Origin of the sequence: Haemophilus haemolyticus (assembly GCF_003493605.1) — a bacterium.
GTDB lineage: Bacteria > Pseudomonadota > Gammaproteobacteria > Enterobacterales > Pasteurellaceae > Haemophilus > Haemophilus haemolyticus_J.
The window spans coordinates 59,265-74,385 of the sequence record NZ_QQKA01000007.1 but is presented as its reverse complement, the minus strand read 5'-3'; the positions used below and the strand labels follow the sequence as shown (position 1 = coordinate 74,385).

The 15,121-nt window shown below is 37.5% G+C and carries 18 protein-coding genes; 15 read left to right on the top strand and 3 right to left on the bottom strand.

The features are described 5' to 3' along the window. Nucleotides 1-4 precede the first annotated feature (4 nt). Entirely contained in the window at nt 5-532 is a 528-nt protein-coding gene (rimM, locus tag DV424_RS06220) for a ribosome maturation factor RimM (RefSeq protein WP_065244522.1), read from the bottom strand. A 44-nt stretch (nt 533-576) separates the two neighbouring features. Next, on the bottom strand, nt 577-822 hold the full coding sequence (rpsP, locus tag DV424_RS06215) for a 30S ribosomal protein S16 (RefSeq protein ID WP_118859447.1): 246 nt from the start codon (nt 820-822) through the stop codon (nt 577-579). Between the two features lie 310 nt (nt 823-1,132). Here rpsP and DV424_RS06210 point away from each other — a divergent pair, with 310 nt between their 5' ends. The 5 genes from DV424_RS06210 (at nt 1,133) to DV424_RS06190 (ending at nt 6,539) form a co-directional block, all read left to right on the top strand. Further along, on the top strand, nt 1,133-1,906 hold the full coding sequence (locus DV424_RS06210; protein ID WP_118859446.1) for a hypothetical protein: 774 nt from the start codon (nt 1,133-1,135) through the stop codon (nt 1,904-1,906). A gap of 22 nt (nt 1,907-1,928) precedes the next feature. Continuing rightward, the gene (nadN, locus tag DV424_RS06205; RefSeq protein WP_118859445.1) at nt 1,929-3,740 is read left to right on the top strand and encodes an NAD nucleotidase; all 1,812 of its coding nucleotides are present in this window, start codon (nt 1,929-1,931) and stop codon (nt 3,738-3,740) included. A gap of 286 nt (nt 3,741-4,026) precedes the next feature. Continuing rightward, nucleotides 4,027-4,569 carry a shikimate kinase AroK gene (aroK, locus tag DV424_RS06200; protein ID WP_118859444.1) on the top strand — a complete coding sequence of 181 codons (543 nt, stop codon included), beginning with the start codon at nt 4,027-4,029 and terminating at the stop codon, nt 4,567-4,569. A gap of 19 nt (nt 4,570-4,588) precedes the next feature. Next, nucleotides 4,589-5,677, top strand: coding sequence for a 3-dehydroquinate synthase (aroB, locus tag DV424_RS06195; protein WP_118859443.1), 1,089 nt, complete (start codon nt 4,589-4,591; stop codon nt 5,675-5,677). A gap of 1 nt (nt 5,678) precedes the next feature. Continuing rightward, nucleotides 5,679-6,539 (top strand): Dam family site-specific DNA-(adenine-N6)-methyltransferase, encoded by an 861-nt coding sequence (locus DV424_RS06190; protein WP_118859442.1) that lies wholly within the window; start codon nt 5,679-5,681, stop codon nt 6,537-6,539. Between the two features lie 21 nt (nt 6,540-6,560). Here DV424_RS06190 and mobA read toward each other — a convergent pair whose 3' ends face one another. Beyond that, nucleotides 6,561-7,151 (bottom strand): molybdenum cofactor guanylyltransferase MobA, encoded by a 591-nt coding sequence (gene mobA, locus DV424_RS06185; RefSeq protein WP_118859441.1) that lies wholly within the window; start codon nt 7,149-7,151, stop codon nt 6,561-6,563. Nucleotides 7,152-7,215: 64 nt separating this feature from the next. Between mobA and DV424_RS06180 the strand changes: the two genes are divergently transcribed. From DV424_RS06180 to DV424_RS06135, 10 genes are all read left to right on the top strand, one after another. After that, a complete protein-coding gene (locus tag DV424_RS06180; protein ID WP_118859440.1) occupies nt 7,216-7,482 on the top strand; it encodes a YihD family protein in 267 nt (88 codons plus the stop codon). Between the two features lie 11 nt (nt 7,483-7,493). Beyond that, complete coding sequence (dsbA, locus tag DV424_RS06175; RefSeq protein ID WP_118859439.1) at nt 7,494-8,111, top strand: thiol:disulfide interchange protein DsbA; 618 nt, start codon at nt 7,494-7,496, stop codon at nt 8,109-8,111. A 61-nt stretch (nt 8,112-8,172) separates the two neighbouring features. Continuing rightward, nucleotides 8,173-8,508, top strand: a complete 336-nt coding sequence (locus tag DV424_RS06170; protein ID WP_118859438.1) for a MaoP family protein — start codon at nt 8,173-8,175, stop codon at nt 8,506-8,508. Nucleotides 8,509-8,651: 143 nt separating this feature from the next. Further along, on the top strand, nt 8,652-9,743 hold the full coding sequence (trmA, locus tag DV424_RS06165) for a tRNA (uridine(54)-C5)-methyltransferase TrmA (protein ID WP_118859437.1): 1,092 nt from the start codon (nt 8,652-8,654) through the stop codon (nt 9,741-9,743). Continuing rightward, nucleotides 9,725-10,498, top strand: a complete 774-nt coding sequence (locus tag DV424_RS06160; RefSeq protein WP_118859436.1) for a class I SAM-dependent methyltransferase — start codon at nt 9,725-9,727, stop codon at nt 10,496-10,498. Before trmA ends, DV424_RS06160 begins: the two co-directional genes overlap by 19 nt. Beyond that, complete coding sequence (locus DV424_RS06155) at nt 10,492-10,926, top strand: SoxR reducing system RseC family protein (protein ID WP_118859435.1); 435 nt, start codon at nt 10,492-10,494, stop codon at nt 10,924-10,926. The genes DV424_RS06160 and DV424_RS06155 overlap by 7 nt, the downstream gene beginning before the upstream one ends. Before the next feature lie 110 nt (nt 10,927-11,036). Then, nucleotides 11,037-11,258: a hypothetical protein gene (locus DV424_RS06150; RefSeq protein ID WP_005645740.1), complete on the top strand. Its 222-nt coding sequence runs from the start codon at nt 11,037-11,039 to the stop codon at nt 11,256-11,258. A 153-nt stretch (nt 11,259-11,411) separates the two neighbouring features. Beyond that, nucleotides 11,412-11,927 carry a molybdopterin-guanine dinucleotide biosynthesis protein MobB gene (gene mobB / locus DV424_RS06145; RefSeq protein WP_118859434.1) on the top strand — a complete coding sequence of 172 codons (516 nt, stop codon included), beginning with the start codon at nt 11,412-11,414 and terminating at the stop codon, nt 11,925-11,927. Next, the gene (locus DV424_RS06140; protein WP_118859433.1) at nt 11,924-13,312 is read left to right on the top strand and encodes an MDR family MFS transporter; all 1,389 of its coding nucleotides are present in this window, start codon (nt 11,924-11,926) and stop codon (nt 13,310-13,312) included. The genes mobB and DV424_RS06140 overlap by 4 nt, the downstream gene beginning before the upstream one ends. 153 nt (nt 13,313-13,465) lie before the next feature. Then, nucleotides 13,466-15,109: an ABC transporter substrate-binding protein gene (locus DV424_RS06135; RefSeq protein WP_118859432.1), complete on the top strand. Its 1,644-nt coding sequence runs from the start codon at nt 13,466-13,468 to the stop codon at nt 15,107-15,109. The last annotated feature ends 12 nt before the right edge of the window (nt 15,110-15,121 follow it).

Sequence of the window (15,121 nt, the reverse complement as noted above, 5' to 3'; positions counted from 1 at the left end):
GAGATTAGAAACCAGCGTCCCAATCCACTTCAATAGTTTTCGTGGTGAGATCGACTCTTTTAACTACTTGTTCATACAAAAACGGAATTAACCGCTCTTGTTTTCCAAAAGCATCTTTCGTATTGGCTTTCACCACTAATACATCATTAGAACCAGTTTCCATCATCTCTGTCACAGTTCCCATTGTATAACCTTCTAGGTTTACGACTGAGCAACCAATTAAATCGTGCCAGTAATAATCGCCTTCTTCCAGCTCTGGGAAAACAGATAAATCCACACCAATTTCAACATTTGCTAAAATTTGTGCGGCTTCACGGTCGTCAACGCCTTTTAATTTAACGATGATTTCGTGATTATGATGACGCCAGTTTTCTAATTCTGTTGGCTGCCATTCACCTTTGATTTTTAAAAACCAAGGTTGATAATCAAAAATGCTTTCAGCTTGTTCTGTTGATGAATAAATACGTAACCACCCACGGATACCGTAGGTTGAGCCTAATTTGCCCACAACTTCAATACGTTGTTGTTCCATATTTTTCACCTATCTTAGTTTAAGAACTAAATCAAAAAGCGAAATTATGCTTTTTGAGCTTCTTTTACCAAAGTCGCAACACGGTCTGAAAGTGAAGCACCTTGAGCAACCCAGTGGTTTACACGCTCAAGATCAATACGAAGACGCTCTGCGTTACCTTGTGCGATTGGGTTGAAGAAACCTACACGCTCAATGAAACGACCGTCACGTGGTGAACGACTGTCAGCTACTACGATTTGATAAAATGGGCGTTTTTTAGCTCCGCCACGAGATAAACGAATGGTTACCATAACCTTCCTCTAAATGTTTAATTACTAAAAGAATATCCTCAAACTCGAAAGTGATTTAAGAATATAGCTTACTTTTTTCTCTGTATATATAGATAAAAAGCCTGCAAATTTTATACTTTTTGAGCAAAATTGCAAGTTTTGGATGAGCATTCTAATAAGTACGTTATATTCTCTTGAAAAGGTAAACATTATCATTCACAAGCTATTTTGTTTTACGTATAATCTAAGAAACTCTCTAATAGTTTTAGGTCTAGTTTACGCGTTAAGCGGTATTTTAGCTTGATAAAATATCAGTTAAATGAGGTTTATTATGAAAATTGGTTTTCATTCTGTGTTAATTGGATTAGCATCACTTATTGGTGTTCAACAAGGTGTAATAGCTAGTCCATCTTCTCATCAATCAATATCTACTGAATCAGCTGAGGCTTTGAAGCAACAATTTTCAATGGCTTTGGCTAAACAAGACAAACAACAAATTACAAATTTACAAAAAAAACTGACCGCTCTTTTTTCTTTACCGCCTCAATTCCTAGATAATCAGATCCAAATAAGCGAAAAAATCCTCACTCGTATTTTTAAAACAGATAAAAATCTCACCCCTAAATTTCTTGATTATTTATATTTTGAGCCGATAAATACTGGCGATGCTAATTTAATTCAGGAAATGAAGAAAAACTTACTGGTGTCTTTTTTAGCGAATGAGCAGGCAAAAATTTATATTCGTCAAACAGATAATTCGGAGCAATTTGTTCAGGCTTTAAGAGAACGGGGAGCAAAAGCAGATCAAATCATATTATTGTCTTTGGATGCGAAAGGTATATTTCAAAAAATTATTGAACAAATACGTCAAGATTTTCCGAATCAGACTATTTTTCCGATTACTGAAAATCGTATTAGTTTGATTACTCCTTCTTCAGAAATTAAGCCTCGCCTTGCTTTAGCAAATATGATGTTCAATCGCCAATTTAAAGGTGTGGAAGTCGATGATTTTTCGTATTTAGATCAACCACGAGAAAATTTACAGCACAATAATGATGCAATTCGTTACAAAACCTTTCAAGCAATGCTAGAAGGTTTAAATTAATCCCTTACCAACAGGAGTTTTTATGCTTTTATCCAAAAAATCAGCCACCTTTGCACTCAGTGCATTCGCGATGCTTTTCACTAGTACAGCTCTTGCCAAAGAGGCACCACAAGCTCATAAAGCTGTGGAATTAAGTATTTTGCACATCAATGATCATCATTCTTATTTAGAACCGCACGAAACACGGATTAATTTAAATGGTCAGCAAACCAAAGTGGATATTGGTGGTTTTTCTGCTGTCAATGCAAAACTTAACGAATTGCGTAAAAAATACAAAAATCCATTAGTACTGCATGCAGGCGATGCTATTACCGGTACGCTGTATTTCACCCTTTTTGGTGGTTCCGCTGATGCGGCTGTCATGAATGCTGGTAATTTCCATTATTTTACTTTGGGTAATCATGAATTTGATGCGGGTAATGAAGGTTTATTAAAATTACTCGAGCCGTTAAAAATCCCAGTGCTTTCAGCTAATGTGATTCCTGATAAAAGTTCAATTTTGTATAACAAATGGAAACCTTACGATATTTTTACTGTGGATGGAGAAAAAATTGCTATTATCGGTTTAGATACCGTGAATAAAACGGTTAATTCATCTTCACCAGGTAAAGATGTGAAGTTCTATGATGAAATTGCTACCGCACAAATTATGGCAAATGCGCTAAAACAACAAGGTATTAATAAAATCATTTTACTTTCACATGCAGGTAGTGAAAAAAATATCGAAATCGCTCAAAAAGTAAATGATATTGATGTGGTCGTTACTGGCGATTCACATTATTTATACGGAAACGATGAATTACGTGGTTTAAAATTGCCAGTAATCTATGAATATCCACTTGAATTTAAAAATCCGAATGGCGAACCAGTATTTGTAATGGAAGGTTGGGCTTATTCTGCTGTTGTGGGGGATTTAGGTGTTAAATTCAGTCCTGAAGGTATTGCGTCTATTACTCGTAAAATTCCTCACGTGTTAATGAGTTCTCATAAACTTCAAGTGAAAAATGCGGAGGGTAAATGGGCTGAATTAACAGGCGATGAACGTAAAAAAGCGCTTGATACTTTAAAATCAATGAAGAGTATTTCACTTGATGATCACGATGCAAAAACCGATAAGCTTATTGCTAAATATAAAAGTGAAAAAGATCGCTTAGCACAAGAAATTGTGGGCGTTATCACTGGTTCTGTAATGCCGGGTGGTTCAGCAAACCGTATCCCAAATAAAGCAGGATCTAATCCAGAAGGTTCTATTGCAACGCGTTTTATTGCAGAAACAATGTATAACGAACTCAAAACAGTGGATTTAACTATTCAAAATGCTGGCGGTGTACGCGCAGATATTTTACCAGGTAATGTAACCTTTAACGATGCTTATACTTTCTTACCTTTCGGGAATACGTTATATACCTATAAAATGGAAGGTTCGTTAGTGAAACAAGTGCTTGAAGATGCGATGCAATTTGCTTTAGTTGATGGTTCTACAGGGGCGTTCCCTTATGGTGCAGGCATTCGTTACGAAGCGAATGAAACACCAAATGCGGAAGGTAAACGCTTAGTGAGCGTGGAAGTATTGAATAAACAAACCCAACAATGGGAACCAATTGATGATAATAAACGTTATCTTGTCGGAACAAATGCTTATGTTGCAGGCGGTAAAGACGGTTACAAAACTTTTGGTAAATTATTTAACGATCCAAAATATGAAGGCGTTGATACATACTTGCCTGATGCGGAAAGCTTCATTAAATTTATGAAAAAACACCCGCACTTTGAGGCTTACACTTCATCAAATGTGAAATTTAATGCTTCAACTGATGCGTTACCTAAAAAATAAAATTGAAAACTAGACTAAAAATAGCGCGTACTTAACGCGCTATTTTTGTTATGAGTTTGCTGCTTTAAGATGTTATAGATGATTGAGAATCTTGATTATTCCACACTTGAATAGTTTCTTGTGGAAAATAAATTCCCTAGAAAGGTTGAAAAATAGGGTGGTTTATTGCGATAATCTAGGCCATTTTTGGGGAGATCTTTCAAGTAGTCAAATTTGTTTTAGACAGTGTATTTTTGTTAGAAAGATCAAATTTTTATTTCACCTTTAATTTAATTAGAAAAGAACAATGGCGGAAAAACGTAATATTTTTTTAGTGGGACCAATGGGTGCAGGTAAAAGCACTATCGGTCGTCAATTAGCACAACAGCTTAATATGGATTTTATTGATTCCGATTCAGTGATTGAAGAACGTACAGGCGCGGATATTAGCTGGATTTTTGATTTGGAAGGTGAAGAAGGCTTCCGTAAGCGTGAAGAACGTATTATTAACGAGCTTACTCAAATGCAAGGCATTGTACTTTCAACTGGTGGTGGCGCAGTGCTTTCTAAAGAGAGTCGTAATTATTTATCTGCACGCGGTATCGTGATTTATTTAGAAACAACGGTGGAAAAACAATTCCAACGTACTCAACGTGATAAAAAACGTCCATTGCTCCAAGATGCAGAGAATCCTCGTCAAGTATTGGAAGATTTAGCAAAAATTCGCAACCCACTTTATGAAGAAATTGCGGACATCACTTTGCCAACCGATGAGCAAAATGCCAAAGTAATGGTAAATCAAATTGTTGATTTAATTGATAATATGAATGGATTGAATGGTGCACTTTAAACACACCTAAGGATAAATTATGCTGTGCGTCAACGTAGAATTGCAAGAGCGTCGCTATCCTATTTTAATTGGTAGTGGATTGTTACAAGATGAACGTAGTTACCCGATTAAACATGGGGATCGCGTGATGATTGTAACGAATCCCACGGTCGCACAGTTTTATCTTGATACAGTCATCTATGCGTTGGAAAAACGTGGTTGCGTGGTCGATCATGTTTTATTGCCAGATGGCGAAAAATACAAAACGCTTGAATCTTTAAACTTAATTTTCACCGCACTTTTGCAAGGTAATCATGGACGAGATACCACGATTATTGCATTGGGCGGTGGCGTAATTGGCGATATTGCGGGATTTGCTGCGGCAAGTTATCAACGTGGCGTGCGTTTAATTCAAATTCCAACAACATTACTTTCCCAAGTGGATTCTTCAGTGGGCGGTAAAACGGCGGTCAATCATGAATTAGGCAAAAATATGATTGGCGCGTTCTATCAGCCATCAATGGTTATTATTGATACGCTCACGCTTAATACGCTTCCTAAACGTGAAGTAAACGCGGGTCTTGCCGAAGTTATCAAATATGGTGCCATTTTAGATTACGAATTTTTTGAATGGCTAGAACAACATATTGATGAACTTGTCGCTTTGCATCCTGAGGCGCTTCAACATTGTATTTCTCGTTGTTGCCAAATTAAAGCGGATGTGGTTGCGAGAGATGAAACAGAAAAGGGCGATCGTGCATTGCTCAATCTTGGACATACTTTTGGACATGCTATTGAAACTCACTTAGGTTATGGAAACTGGCTTCATGGCGAAGCTGTTTCAACGGGAATGATGATGGCAGCGGCGCTTTCGGAAGAACTTGGAGATATTTCTATTGCAGATGTGTCTCGCCTTGAAAAATTACTTGCTCGTGCCAATTTGCCCACCGTATCACCGGATACGATGCAGCCGGAGGACTATTTACCGCATATGATGCGTGATAAAAAAGTTCTAGCCGGTAAATTGCGTCTGGTGCTACTCAAATCTCTAGGCCAAGCTTATGTGGCGAATGATACCGATCATACCCTCGTGTTAAACGCAATTCGTTGTTGTACTCAAACGGATTAAGATGTTACGTCCGAAAAAACAATCTTTAAAACCTAAGTTAAAACACCGTCCATTTTTAAAATGGGCGGGGGGGAAATTTCGTTTAACGGACGATATAAATAAAGCCTTTCCAAACAAAAAAAACTGCTTAATTGAGCCATTTGTGGGCGCTGGAGCAGTATTTCTTAATTCTAATTTTGAACGCTATATTTTGGCAGATATCAACCCTGATTTAATCAATCTATTCAATATTGTTAAAGAAAATGTAGATGGTTATATTGAAGCTTGTAAGCCGATTTTCTTCGCTGATGATGCCAATACACCTGATTATTACTATACCAAACGTCGTCAATTCAATGCTTCTACGGATCCTTTCGAACGTTCGATTATTTTTTTGTATTTGAATCGTTTTGGTTTTAATGGATTATGCCGTTATAACAGCAAAAATGAATTTAATGTGCCTTTTGGGGCTTATAAAACTCATTATTTTCCAGAAGATGAATTACGTTATTTTGCTCATAAAGCGCAAAGTGCGGTGTTTTTATGTTGTGATTTTCAAAAAACCTTTGAATTTGCCGATAAAGATTCAGTGATTTATTGTGATCCGCCGTATGCTCCGCTACAACAGGATACTAATTTTACTGGTTATGCGGGGAATGAGTTTGGTCTGATGCAGCAACGTGCTTTGGCTGATTTAGCGAAATCTATACAAAAAGAAAAACAAATTTCGATATTGATCTCGAATCACGATACTAAATTTACGCGTGAAATTTACAATGGTGCTAAATTTAAACGGGTAAAAGTTCAACGTTCTATTAGTCAGAATTCAGAAAAACGCATAAAAGTGAAAGAGTTGATTGCGATATTTGGCGCCCGTAAATAATAAAAATAAACCACACTTTTGCTAGTTATTAATTAGATTACTGTTTTTCTTTAAATCATCCAGTGTATTAAAATTTTCAAAGTTGCCTTCTTCTTTCGTAAATTTTACTGAAATCCCGCCATTTTCTTGCATAAACTGCAAAAGGCGTCGTTCACCCGATGCTAAATAGTGTCGCAATTTTTCCTTTAGCTGAACGGACATCAAACAAAAAACGGGATGTTCACGTTCCCCATCGCAAGCATAAGCAATTAAAGTGCGGTGATTTTCAACCGCACTTTTAAGTTTATCTAAAAGATTAGTTGGGAAAAAAGGTGTATCACAAGGAGTAAAAAGGATGAAGTCACTTTTTGTCTTTTCTAGGGCTGTTAGCATGCCACTTAATGGCCCTTGAAAATCGGGCAGTTCATCGGAAAAAACAGGAAAGCCAAATTTTGCATATTCTGTTTGATTTCGGTTAGCGTTAATCGAAATATCATGAACTTGTGGTTGCAAGCGATGAATAACATGTTCAATTAAAGATTGTTTACCTAAAATCTGTAATCCTTTATCTTGCCCGCCCATTCTACGTGCTTTGCCACCAGCCAAAATTACCGCGCTTATTGTAATTGTCATATTTTAATCTATCGTTATTTCAAGTATCATTTGCCTATTTTTTACGATTAAAAAGGAAATAGCAATGAAATGTAAGCGTTTAAATGAAGTTTTGGAACTTTTACAGCCTTATTGGTCTAAAGACCCGGATTTGAGCTTAATGGAAATTTTGCAAAAAATTGCCAATGAATCAGGTTTCCAAAAGCCATTAAATGAATTAACTGATGAAGTGATTATTTATCAGTTAAAAATGGATGGTACCGATAAACATGAGCCAATTCCTGGTCTCAAAAAAGATTACGAAGAAGATTTTAAAACCGCATTGTTCCGTGCTCGCGGTATCATTAAATAAGAGGAAAGCAAATGAAAAAAGTATTACTTGCGTTAGGTTTAGGCGTCAGCACGCTTATGTCTGTAAATAGTTTTGCCGCAGATTTACAAGAAGGCAAACAATATGTTCAAGTGAGTCAACAGGCTTCACAGCAAAAAGAGGTGATTGAGTTTTTCTCATTCTATTGCCCGCATTGTTATGCCTTTGAAATGGAATACAAAATTCCACAACAAGTCGCAGATGCTTTACCAAAAGACGTGAAATTTAAACAATATCATGTGAATTTCTTAGGTCGCCAATCTGAAAACTTAACTCGTGCTTGGGCGTTAGCAATGGCATTAGGTGCTGAAAGCAAAGTAAAGGCACCATTATTTGAAGCGGCTCAAAAGGATGCCTTGAAATCAATGGATGATATTCGAGCTATTTTCTTATCGAATGGTGTAACCGCCGAGCAATTTGATGGTGGCATTAATAGTTTTGCAGTGAATGGTTTAGTCAATAAACAAGTAAATGCCGCAGAACAATTTAAAGTGCGTGGCGTACCTGATTTTTATGTCAATGGAAAATTCCGTGTAAACCCTGAAGGTTTAAATTACGATGATTTCGTGAAAGATTATGTGCAAACCGTAAAAGGTTTATTGCAAAAATAACGAAAAATTGGTTTAATGCCTGCCCTATTTTGTAAATATTAATGAAAGAAGAGAGAATATTATGGCTGCAAGTTTTAGCGTAACGCGTCGTTTCTTTGACGACAAAAACTACCCACGTGGTTTTTCCCGTCACGGTGATTACACAATCAAAGAATCACAAGTGCTTGAGCAATATGGCCAAGCGTTCAAAGCATTAGACTTAGGGGAACGTGAGCCAGCGACTAAAGAAGAAAAAGATTTCGTCGCTTTTTGCCGTGGTGAGCGCGCAGCAGAGAGTTTCTTTGAAAAAACTTGGAATAAATATCGTACTCGTATTAACACTAAAAAACGTGTTTACACCTTATCTGGTGATGTGAGTGAAGCTGCTTCTGGCGGTGAAGATTATTCCGGCGAATAAGATATGTTGAACAAGGCAGGCGGAAGTCTGCCTTTTGTTTTTGAATAGCTTGTGAAATCTCGCGTAATTCACAGCTGATAACTTTATTCTCCTATCTTTGTATGAACGATTCGTCTTCATACGCCCTATGAATACTAATTTCTATGCAATTACTGATTTCTCAATACAACGAACTGCTACAAAAAAAACTTGAAAAGTTAACCGCACTTTTGTGCCCTTTCAATGCGCCTGATATTCAAGTTTTTGACTCTCCAACAAGCCATTATCGTATGCGTGCGGAGTTTCGTATTTGGCACGAACAAGATGATTTTTACCATATTATGTTTGATCAAGCGACGTTGCAGCGTTATCGCGTGGATGAATTTCCAATCGCCAGCATGCTAATTAATCGTATGATGCAAACCTTATTAGCTTTGTTAAAACAACAAGAAGTGCTACACAAAAAATTATTCCAAATTGATTACCTTAGCACCTTGAGTAATAAGATTATTGTGAGCTTGCTTTATCATAAAACACTCACTGAAGAATGGGAAAGTGCGGCTAAAAATCTGAAAGATTTACTCGAAAAGCAAGATTTTGATGTGCAAATAATTGGGCGTGCAAGTAAACAAAAAATCTGTTTTGAGCAAGATTATGTGGATGAAGTTTTACCTGTGAATGGCAGAAATTATGTTTATCGCCAAGTCGAGAATAGTTTTACCCAACCAAACGCAACGGTAAACTGCAAAATGCTTGAATGGGCAATTGATTGTACCCAAAATAGCGAAGGTGATTTGTTAGAACTTTACTGCGGAAACGGTAATTTTTCTATCGCACTTGCACAAAATTTCCGTAAGGTATTGGCAACCGAAATCGCGAAACCTTCCGTAGCCGCCGCACAGTTTAATATCGCTGAAAATAAAGTGGATAATTTACAAATTATCCGTATGTCGGCAGAAGAATTTACTCAGGCTATGAATGGGGTTCGAGTCTTTAACCGCTTGAAAGGAATTGATTTAAAATCTTACGAATGTAATACCATTTTTGTCGATCCTCCTCGCGCTGGGCTTGATCCTGATACAGTGAAACTCGTACAAAATTACGATCGTATTTTGTATATTTCCTGTAATCCACATACGCTGTGCGATAATCTTGTTGAACTTTCAAAAACGCACCGTATTGAAAAAGCTGCGTTATTTGACCAATTCCCTTACACTGACCACATGGAAAGCGGCGTATGGCTCATTCGCAAGTAGGTATTCAGCTGATTTCTGAATCGACAGAAAAAACATTAGCAGAATTGACCGCACTTTGTGCTGAACATAACATTATTCATGATGAACAAAGCCCACTTGCGCTTGTTCAAACCGATGAACGTTTAGAGCTTCGTAAACTAGACGAACCTAAACTCGGAGCAGTTTATGTTGATTTTGTAGGTGGCACTATGGCTCATCGTCGTAAATTCGGTGGTGGACGTGGAGAAGCCGTAGCGAAAGCAGTAGGGATTAAAGGTTCGGAATTGCCAACGGTTATTGATGCCACAGCTGGTCTAGGACGTGATGCCTTTATGCTAGCCTCGATTGGTTGCCAAGTTCGTTTAGTAGAACGCCATCCTGTTGTTTTTTTACTTCTGCAAGATGGTTTAAACCGTGCTTATCAAGATGAGGAAATCGGCGAGATGTTGCAACAAAATTTGCGCTTGCTGAATGTTCACCATATTAATGAATTTGATCCTAATGCTGATTATGCCGATGTGGTTTATCTCGATCCAATGTATCCGCATAAACAAAAATCTGCGTTAGTAAAAAAAGAAATGCGTGTATTCCAGCATTTAGTCGGAGCTGATTTAGATGCCGATGAATTGCTTTTACCTGCACTACAATTAGCTAAAAAACGTGTGGTCGTGAAGCGTCCTGACTATGCAGAATTTCTTTGTGGAAAACAACCGCACTTTAGCCGTGAAACGAAAAATCATCGCTTTGATATTTATATGGGAGAATCCCAATGCTAAGAGAAAGTGCCGTTGTTATTAGCTATGAAAATGGCATTGCCAAAGTGAAATGCCAATCCCAAAGTGCCTGTGGACAATGCGCTGCTAAAAACAGTTGTGGAACATCAAGTCTTTCTGAATTAAACGGTAAACGTGGCGAGCATATTTTTAATGTGGACACATTAATGCCATTACGCGAAGGTCAAATTGTTGAAATTGGATTAGAAGAAAAATCAATGTTGTTATCGGCATTATTGATGTATGTTGTACCGCTTTTGACCTTATTGATTGCGACGATGTTGTCTGATTACATCAGCCACAATGAAATCTTGCGTGCAATTTTAATCTTTGGATTAACCGCACTTTCTTTCATTTTTGTAAAATCTTATAGCAGCAAATTAGGGCAGCAAACAGAGTTTCAGCCTGTTTTATTGCGCATATTATCTTAAGTTTTGATTCGCTTTTTATTATTTTTGCGATCTAGATCGCAAACTATAAAGCTAGTTGAGTAATTCTCTTCTATTTCAGCAAAATATCTCTTTTATTCATCGGAGAAATTATGCTGAATTTATTTAAATTACCCATTGAGAAAAGCTCTTTAGAGGCTTGGTCAAAACTTAGTGATGATGTGGCAAAAGTTGCTATTCTAGCAATGCCTGTTATACTTTACGGCGAGCAACCGCTTTTCCTAAAAGGATTAAATATTAGTTTTTTGCTCATTATTGCTTATGCTTGCCTTGTGATGGGGCGTAAATTTCGTCAATTAGTGGAGGGAAAATAATATGTGGCTTACTATAGGGCTTGGCATTGTTGCGCTTCTTGCTATTGGCGGACTTATTTTTGCCAATTATGCAGCAAAACATTCTTAATTTATTAACCCCGATCTTTCGGGGTTTTCCGTATCTAAAGTGCGGTTATTTTTAAGGTTATTTTTATGAACAATCAGATTCCTTTACTTGGAATTACCGGCTATAGCGGTAGTGGTAAAACAACATTATTAGAAAAACTTATTCCGGAACTTATCGCTCGTCACATTCGCGTTTCAGTGATTAAACATAGCCATCACAATATGCAAGTTGATAAGGAAGGAAAAGATAGTTGGCGTATGAAAGAGGCTGGTTCTTCTCAAGTCATTTTAGCGAATGATGAACGCTGGGCTATCATGACGGAAACACTAAAACCTGTTTCATTGGATTATTTAGCACAACAATTTGACCGCACTTTAACGGATTTAGTGTTGGTGGAGGGGTTTAAACAAGAGCCTATTCCAAAGATTTTGCTTCACCGTCAAGAAATGGCAAAACCTTTACCCGAAATTGACGAATATGTTGTGGCGGTTGCGACTAATTATCTCCTTGAAATTGACCGCACTTTGTTGGATATTAACCGCATTCCGCAAATTGCCGATTTTATTGAAAATTGGTTGCACCATTTTCACGGAGCACGATGACTGAATTCAATGCCTATCGCGGTTTAGCTTGGGTAGCAGCAATGGCACTTTTTATGCAAAGCCTCGATGCGACCATTCTAAATACAGCTTTACCCGCGATATCCTCCGATTTACATAAACCCGCCTTTGAAATGCAAATGGCGATTATTGCTTATTCTTTAGCCGTTGCATTATTTATTCCTCTTACCGCTTGGGCGGCTGCAAAATTTGGGACATTAACCGTTTTTCGCGGTGCAGTTTTCACGTTTATTTTAGGTTCAGTTGCTTGTGCCGCGGCCCCTAATTTAGAAAGTTTAATCTTAGCCAGAGTGATTCAGGGGATAGGCGGTGCCTTTATGATGCCAGTGGCGCGTTTAGCTATTATTCAAGCTGTCCCCAAACAACAATTAGTTAATGCTTGGAATTTAATGGCAACTGCAGGTTTGATTGGGCCAATTCTAGGGCCTATTTTAGGTGGATGGTTAGTCATTCACGCCAGTTGGCACTGGATTTTTTTAATTAATATTCCAATTGGTGCACTAGGGATTTTGGCATCGGGCAGAGTGATGAGTAATATCAAAGGTGAGGCAGAGAAACTGGATTGGGCAGGTTTTTTACTATTTGCATTAGGATTAGTTGGTATCACGCTTGGTTTGGATTTACTCGGTGAAAGCCAACATAGCGCAATTACAACCTATAGTGTGTTAGTTGTTGGTATTCTGTTACTTATAGCTTATTGTGGCTATGCCAAAAACAATGAAGATGCCATTTTACCGTTATCCCTTTTCCGTACTCGTACATTCAGATTAGGCATCATTGCCAATATTTTTATCCGATTATCTGCATCTGGCGTTCCCTTTTTATTGCCTTTGATGTTCCAATTATCTTTCGGTTACAGTGCTGAAATGTCAGGTTGGCTATTAGCACCGATTGCGTTAATTTCTGTGATTTTGAAAATATTAATTGGACGAATTTTAAATCGTTGGGGCTATAAAACAACGTTAATTTCATCCGCACTTTTGATGGCGGGATCTGTGATTTCCATGGCTTGGTTAGATCAACAAAGTTCTCTGACTTGGATTATTTGTAATCTCATGTGGTATGGCGCTTGCATGTCGATAATTTTCACTTCAATTAATACGTTGACTGTAGGCGATCTTTCAAAACAACAGGCAGGTACAGGTTCTACAGTATTAAGTATTGTGCAGCAAGTTGGGATTGGATTTGGTATTGCTATTTCATCGATAATTCTAAATCTCTATAGACATTTCTTTAGCGCAAATGATGGTTTACAACAGGCTTTTAGCTATACTTTCTTAACCTCATCACTTTTTGTAATCGCCTTAGTTTGGTCGCTTATGAAATTACATAAAAATGATGGCGATCATTTACGAAAGAATCCTTAGATTAATTTGTTATAATCCATAGAATTTTTTTATTTAAAAAAAGCGACATTTGCTTATATCTTATTAAACATTTATTTTAGATAGGATTTATCTAGCATCTTTGGTATATCACTATGCTCGAATAAATCTCTGCCAACAAAGTGAGGAACTATCATGAAGCTAAAAGCAACACTAACTCTTGCGGCTGCAACGCTTGTATTAGCAGCTTGCGATCAATCAGGTTCAACAAATAAACCGACCGCACAAGCTGAAACCAAATCTGCATCTAACAACACTTTCGTTTACTGTACAGCAAAAGCACCTTTAGGGTTTAGCCCTGCACTTGTGATGGAGGGAACATCTTATAATGCCAGTTCACAACAAGTGTATAACCGTTTAGTTGAATTTAAAAAAGGCTCAACAGATATTGAACCTGCTTTAGCTGAAAGCTGGGAAATTAGCGATGATGGTTTAACTTATACATTCCATTTAAGAAAAGGTGTTAAATTCCATACAACAAAAGAATTTACCCCAACACGCGATTTTAATGCGGATGATGTTGTGTTTTCATTCCAACGTCAGTTAGATCCAAATCATCCATATCACAATGTATCTAAAGGGACTTATCCATATTTCAAAGCAATGAAATTCCCTGAGTTGTTAAAATCTGTGGAGAAAGTAGATGACAACACAATTCGTATTACCTTAAACAAGAAAGATGCGACTTTCTTGGCAAGTTTAGGCATGGATTTTATTTCTATTTATTCCGCAGAATATGCGGATGCAATGCTGAAAGCAGGTAAGCCAGAAATAATTGATAATCGCCCGGTGGGGACGGGGCCATTTGTTTTTGTTGATTACAAAACAGATCAGGCAGCTCAGTATGTAGCAAATGAAAATTATTGGAAGGGTAGAACACCATTGGATCGTTTAGTTATCAATATTGTGCCAGATGCGACAACACGTTATGCAAAATTACAGGCTGGTTCTTGTGATTTAATTTTATTCCCGAATGTGGCGGATTTAGCAAAAATGAAAACAGATCCAAAAGTACAACTTTTGGAACAAAAAGGTTTGAATGTGGCATATATCGCATTCAATACCGAAAAAGCACCGTTTGATAATGTCAAAGTTCGTCAAGCACTGAACTACGCAGTAGATAAAAAAGCGATTATTGAAGCGGTTTACCAAGGCGCAGGTACACCAGCTAAAAATCCACTTCCTCCAACAATTTGGAGTTACAACGATGAAGTTCAAGATTATCCGTATGATCCAGAAAAAGCAAAACAACTTTTAGCAGAAGCGGGTTACCCAAATGGTTTTGAAACTGATTTTTGGATTCAACCTGTTGTTCGTGCCTCTAATCCAAATCCAAAACGTATGGCTGAACTTATCATGGCTGACTGGGCAAAAGTTGGTGTAAAAACTAACCCAGTTACCTATGAATGGGCGGATTACCAAAAACGTGCAAAAGCGGGTGAGTTAACTGCTGGTATCTTTGGTTGGTCTGGTGATAATGGTGATCCTGATAACTTCTTATCTCCATTATTGGCAAGTTCAAACGCGGGCAATTCCAATATGGCTCGTTTTAAAAATCCAGAGTTTGATGCATTACTAGATAAAGCAATCGGATTAACAAATAAGGAAGAACGCACCGCACTTTATAAACAAGCGCAAGTTATCATTCATAATCAAGCACCTTGGATTCCAGTGGCGCATTCCGTAGGTTTTGCACCACTTAGTCCACGCGTAAAAGGCTATGTACAAAGCCCATTTGGCTATGATGCTTTCTATGGCGTGAGTGTTGATGGTAAATAATTAATACTATTT

What these genes read in the sequence shown, in the direction of transcription:
- DV424_RS06210 (WP_118859446.1), top strand. Translation starts at nt 1,133, where the DNA reads ATGAAAATTGGTTTTCATTCTGTGTTAATTGGATTAGCATCACTTATT.
- nadN (WP_118859445.1), top strand. Translation starts at nt 1,929, where the DNA reads ATGCTTTTATCCAAAAAATCAGCCACCTTTGCACTCAGTGCATTCGCG.
- DV424_RS06170 (WP_118859438.1), top strand. Translation starts at nt 8,173, where the DNA reads ATGGCTGCAAGTTTTAGCGTAACGCGTCGTTTCTTTGACGACAAAAAC.
- dsbA (WP_118859439.1), top strand. Translation starts at nt 7,494, where the DNA reads ATGAAAAAAGTATTACTTGCGTTAGGTTTAGGCGTCAGCACGCTTATG.
- DV424_RS06135 (WP_118859432.1), top strand. Translation starts at nt 13,466, where the DNA reads ATGAAGCTAAAAGCAACACTAACTCTTGCGGCTGCAACGCTTGTATTA.
- DV424_RS06155 (WP_118859435.1), top strand. Translation starts at nt 10,492, where the DNA reads ATGCTAAGAGAAAGTGCCGTTGTTATTAGCTATGAAAATGGCATTGCC.
- mobA (WP_118859441.1), bottom strand. Translation starts at nt 7,151, where the DNA reads ATGACAATTACAATAAGCGCGGTAATTTTGGCTGGTGGCAAAGCACGT.
- DV424_RS06150 (WP_005645740.1), top strand. Translation starts at nt 11,037, where the DNA reads ATGCTGAATTTATTTAAATTACCCATTGAGAAAAGCTCTTTAGAGGCT.
- aroB (WP_118859443.1), top strand. Translation starts at nt 4,589, where the DNA reads ATGCTGTGCGTCAACGTAGAATTGCAAGAGCGTCGCTATCCTATTTTA.
- mobB (WP_118859434.1), top strand. Translation starts at nt 11,412, where the DNA reads ATGAACAATCAGATTCCTTTACTTGGAATTACCGGCTATAGCGGTAGT.
- rpsP (WP_118859447.1), bottom strand. Translation starts at nt 822, where the DNA reads ATGGTAACCATTCGTTTATCTCGTGGCGGAGCTAAAAAACGCCCATTT.
- DV424_RS06140 (WP_118859433.1), top strand. Translation starts at nt 11,924, where the DNA reads ATGACTGAATTCAATGCCTATCGCGGTTTAGCTTGGGTAGCAGCAATG.
- trmA (WP_118859437.1), top strand. Translation starts at nt 8,652, where the DNA reads ATGCAATTACTGATTTCTCAATACAACGAACTGCTACAAAAAAAACTT.
- rimM (WP_065244522.1), bottom strand. Translation starts at nt 532, where the DNA reads ATGGAACAACAACGTATTGAAGTTGTGGGCAAATTAGGCTCAACCTAC.
- DV424_RS06180 (WP_118859440.1), top strand. Translation starts at nt 7,216, where the DNA reads ATGAAATGTAAGCGTTTAAATGAAGTTTTGGAACTTTTACAGCCTTAT.
- aroK (WP_118859444.1), top strand. Translation starts at nt 4,027, where the DNA reads ATGGCGGAAAAACGTAATATTTTTTTAGTGGGACCAATGGGTGCAGGT.
- DV424_RS06160 (WP_118859436.1), top strand. Translation starts at nt 9,725, where the DNA reads ATGGCTCATTCGCAAGTAGGTATTCAGCTGATTTCTGAATCGACAGAA.
- DV424_RS06190 (WP_118859442.1), top strand. Translation starts at nt 5,679, where the DNA reads ATGTTACGTCCGAAAAAACAATCTTTAAAACCTAAGTTAAAACACCGT.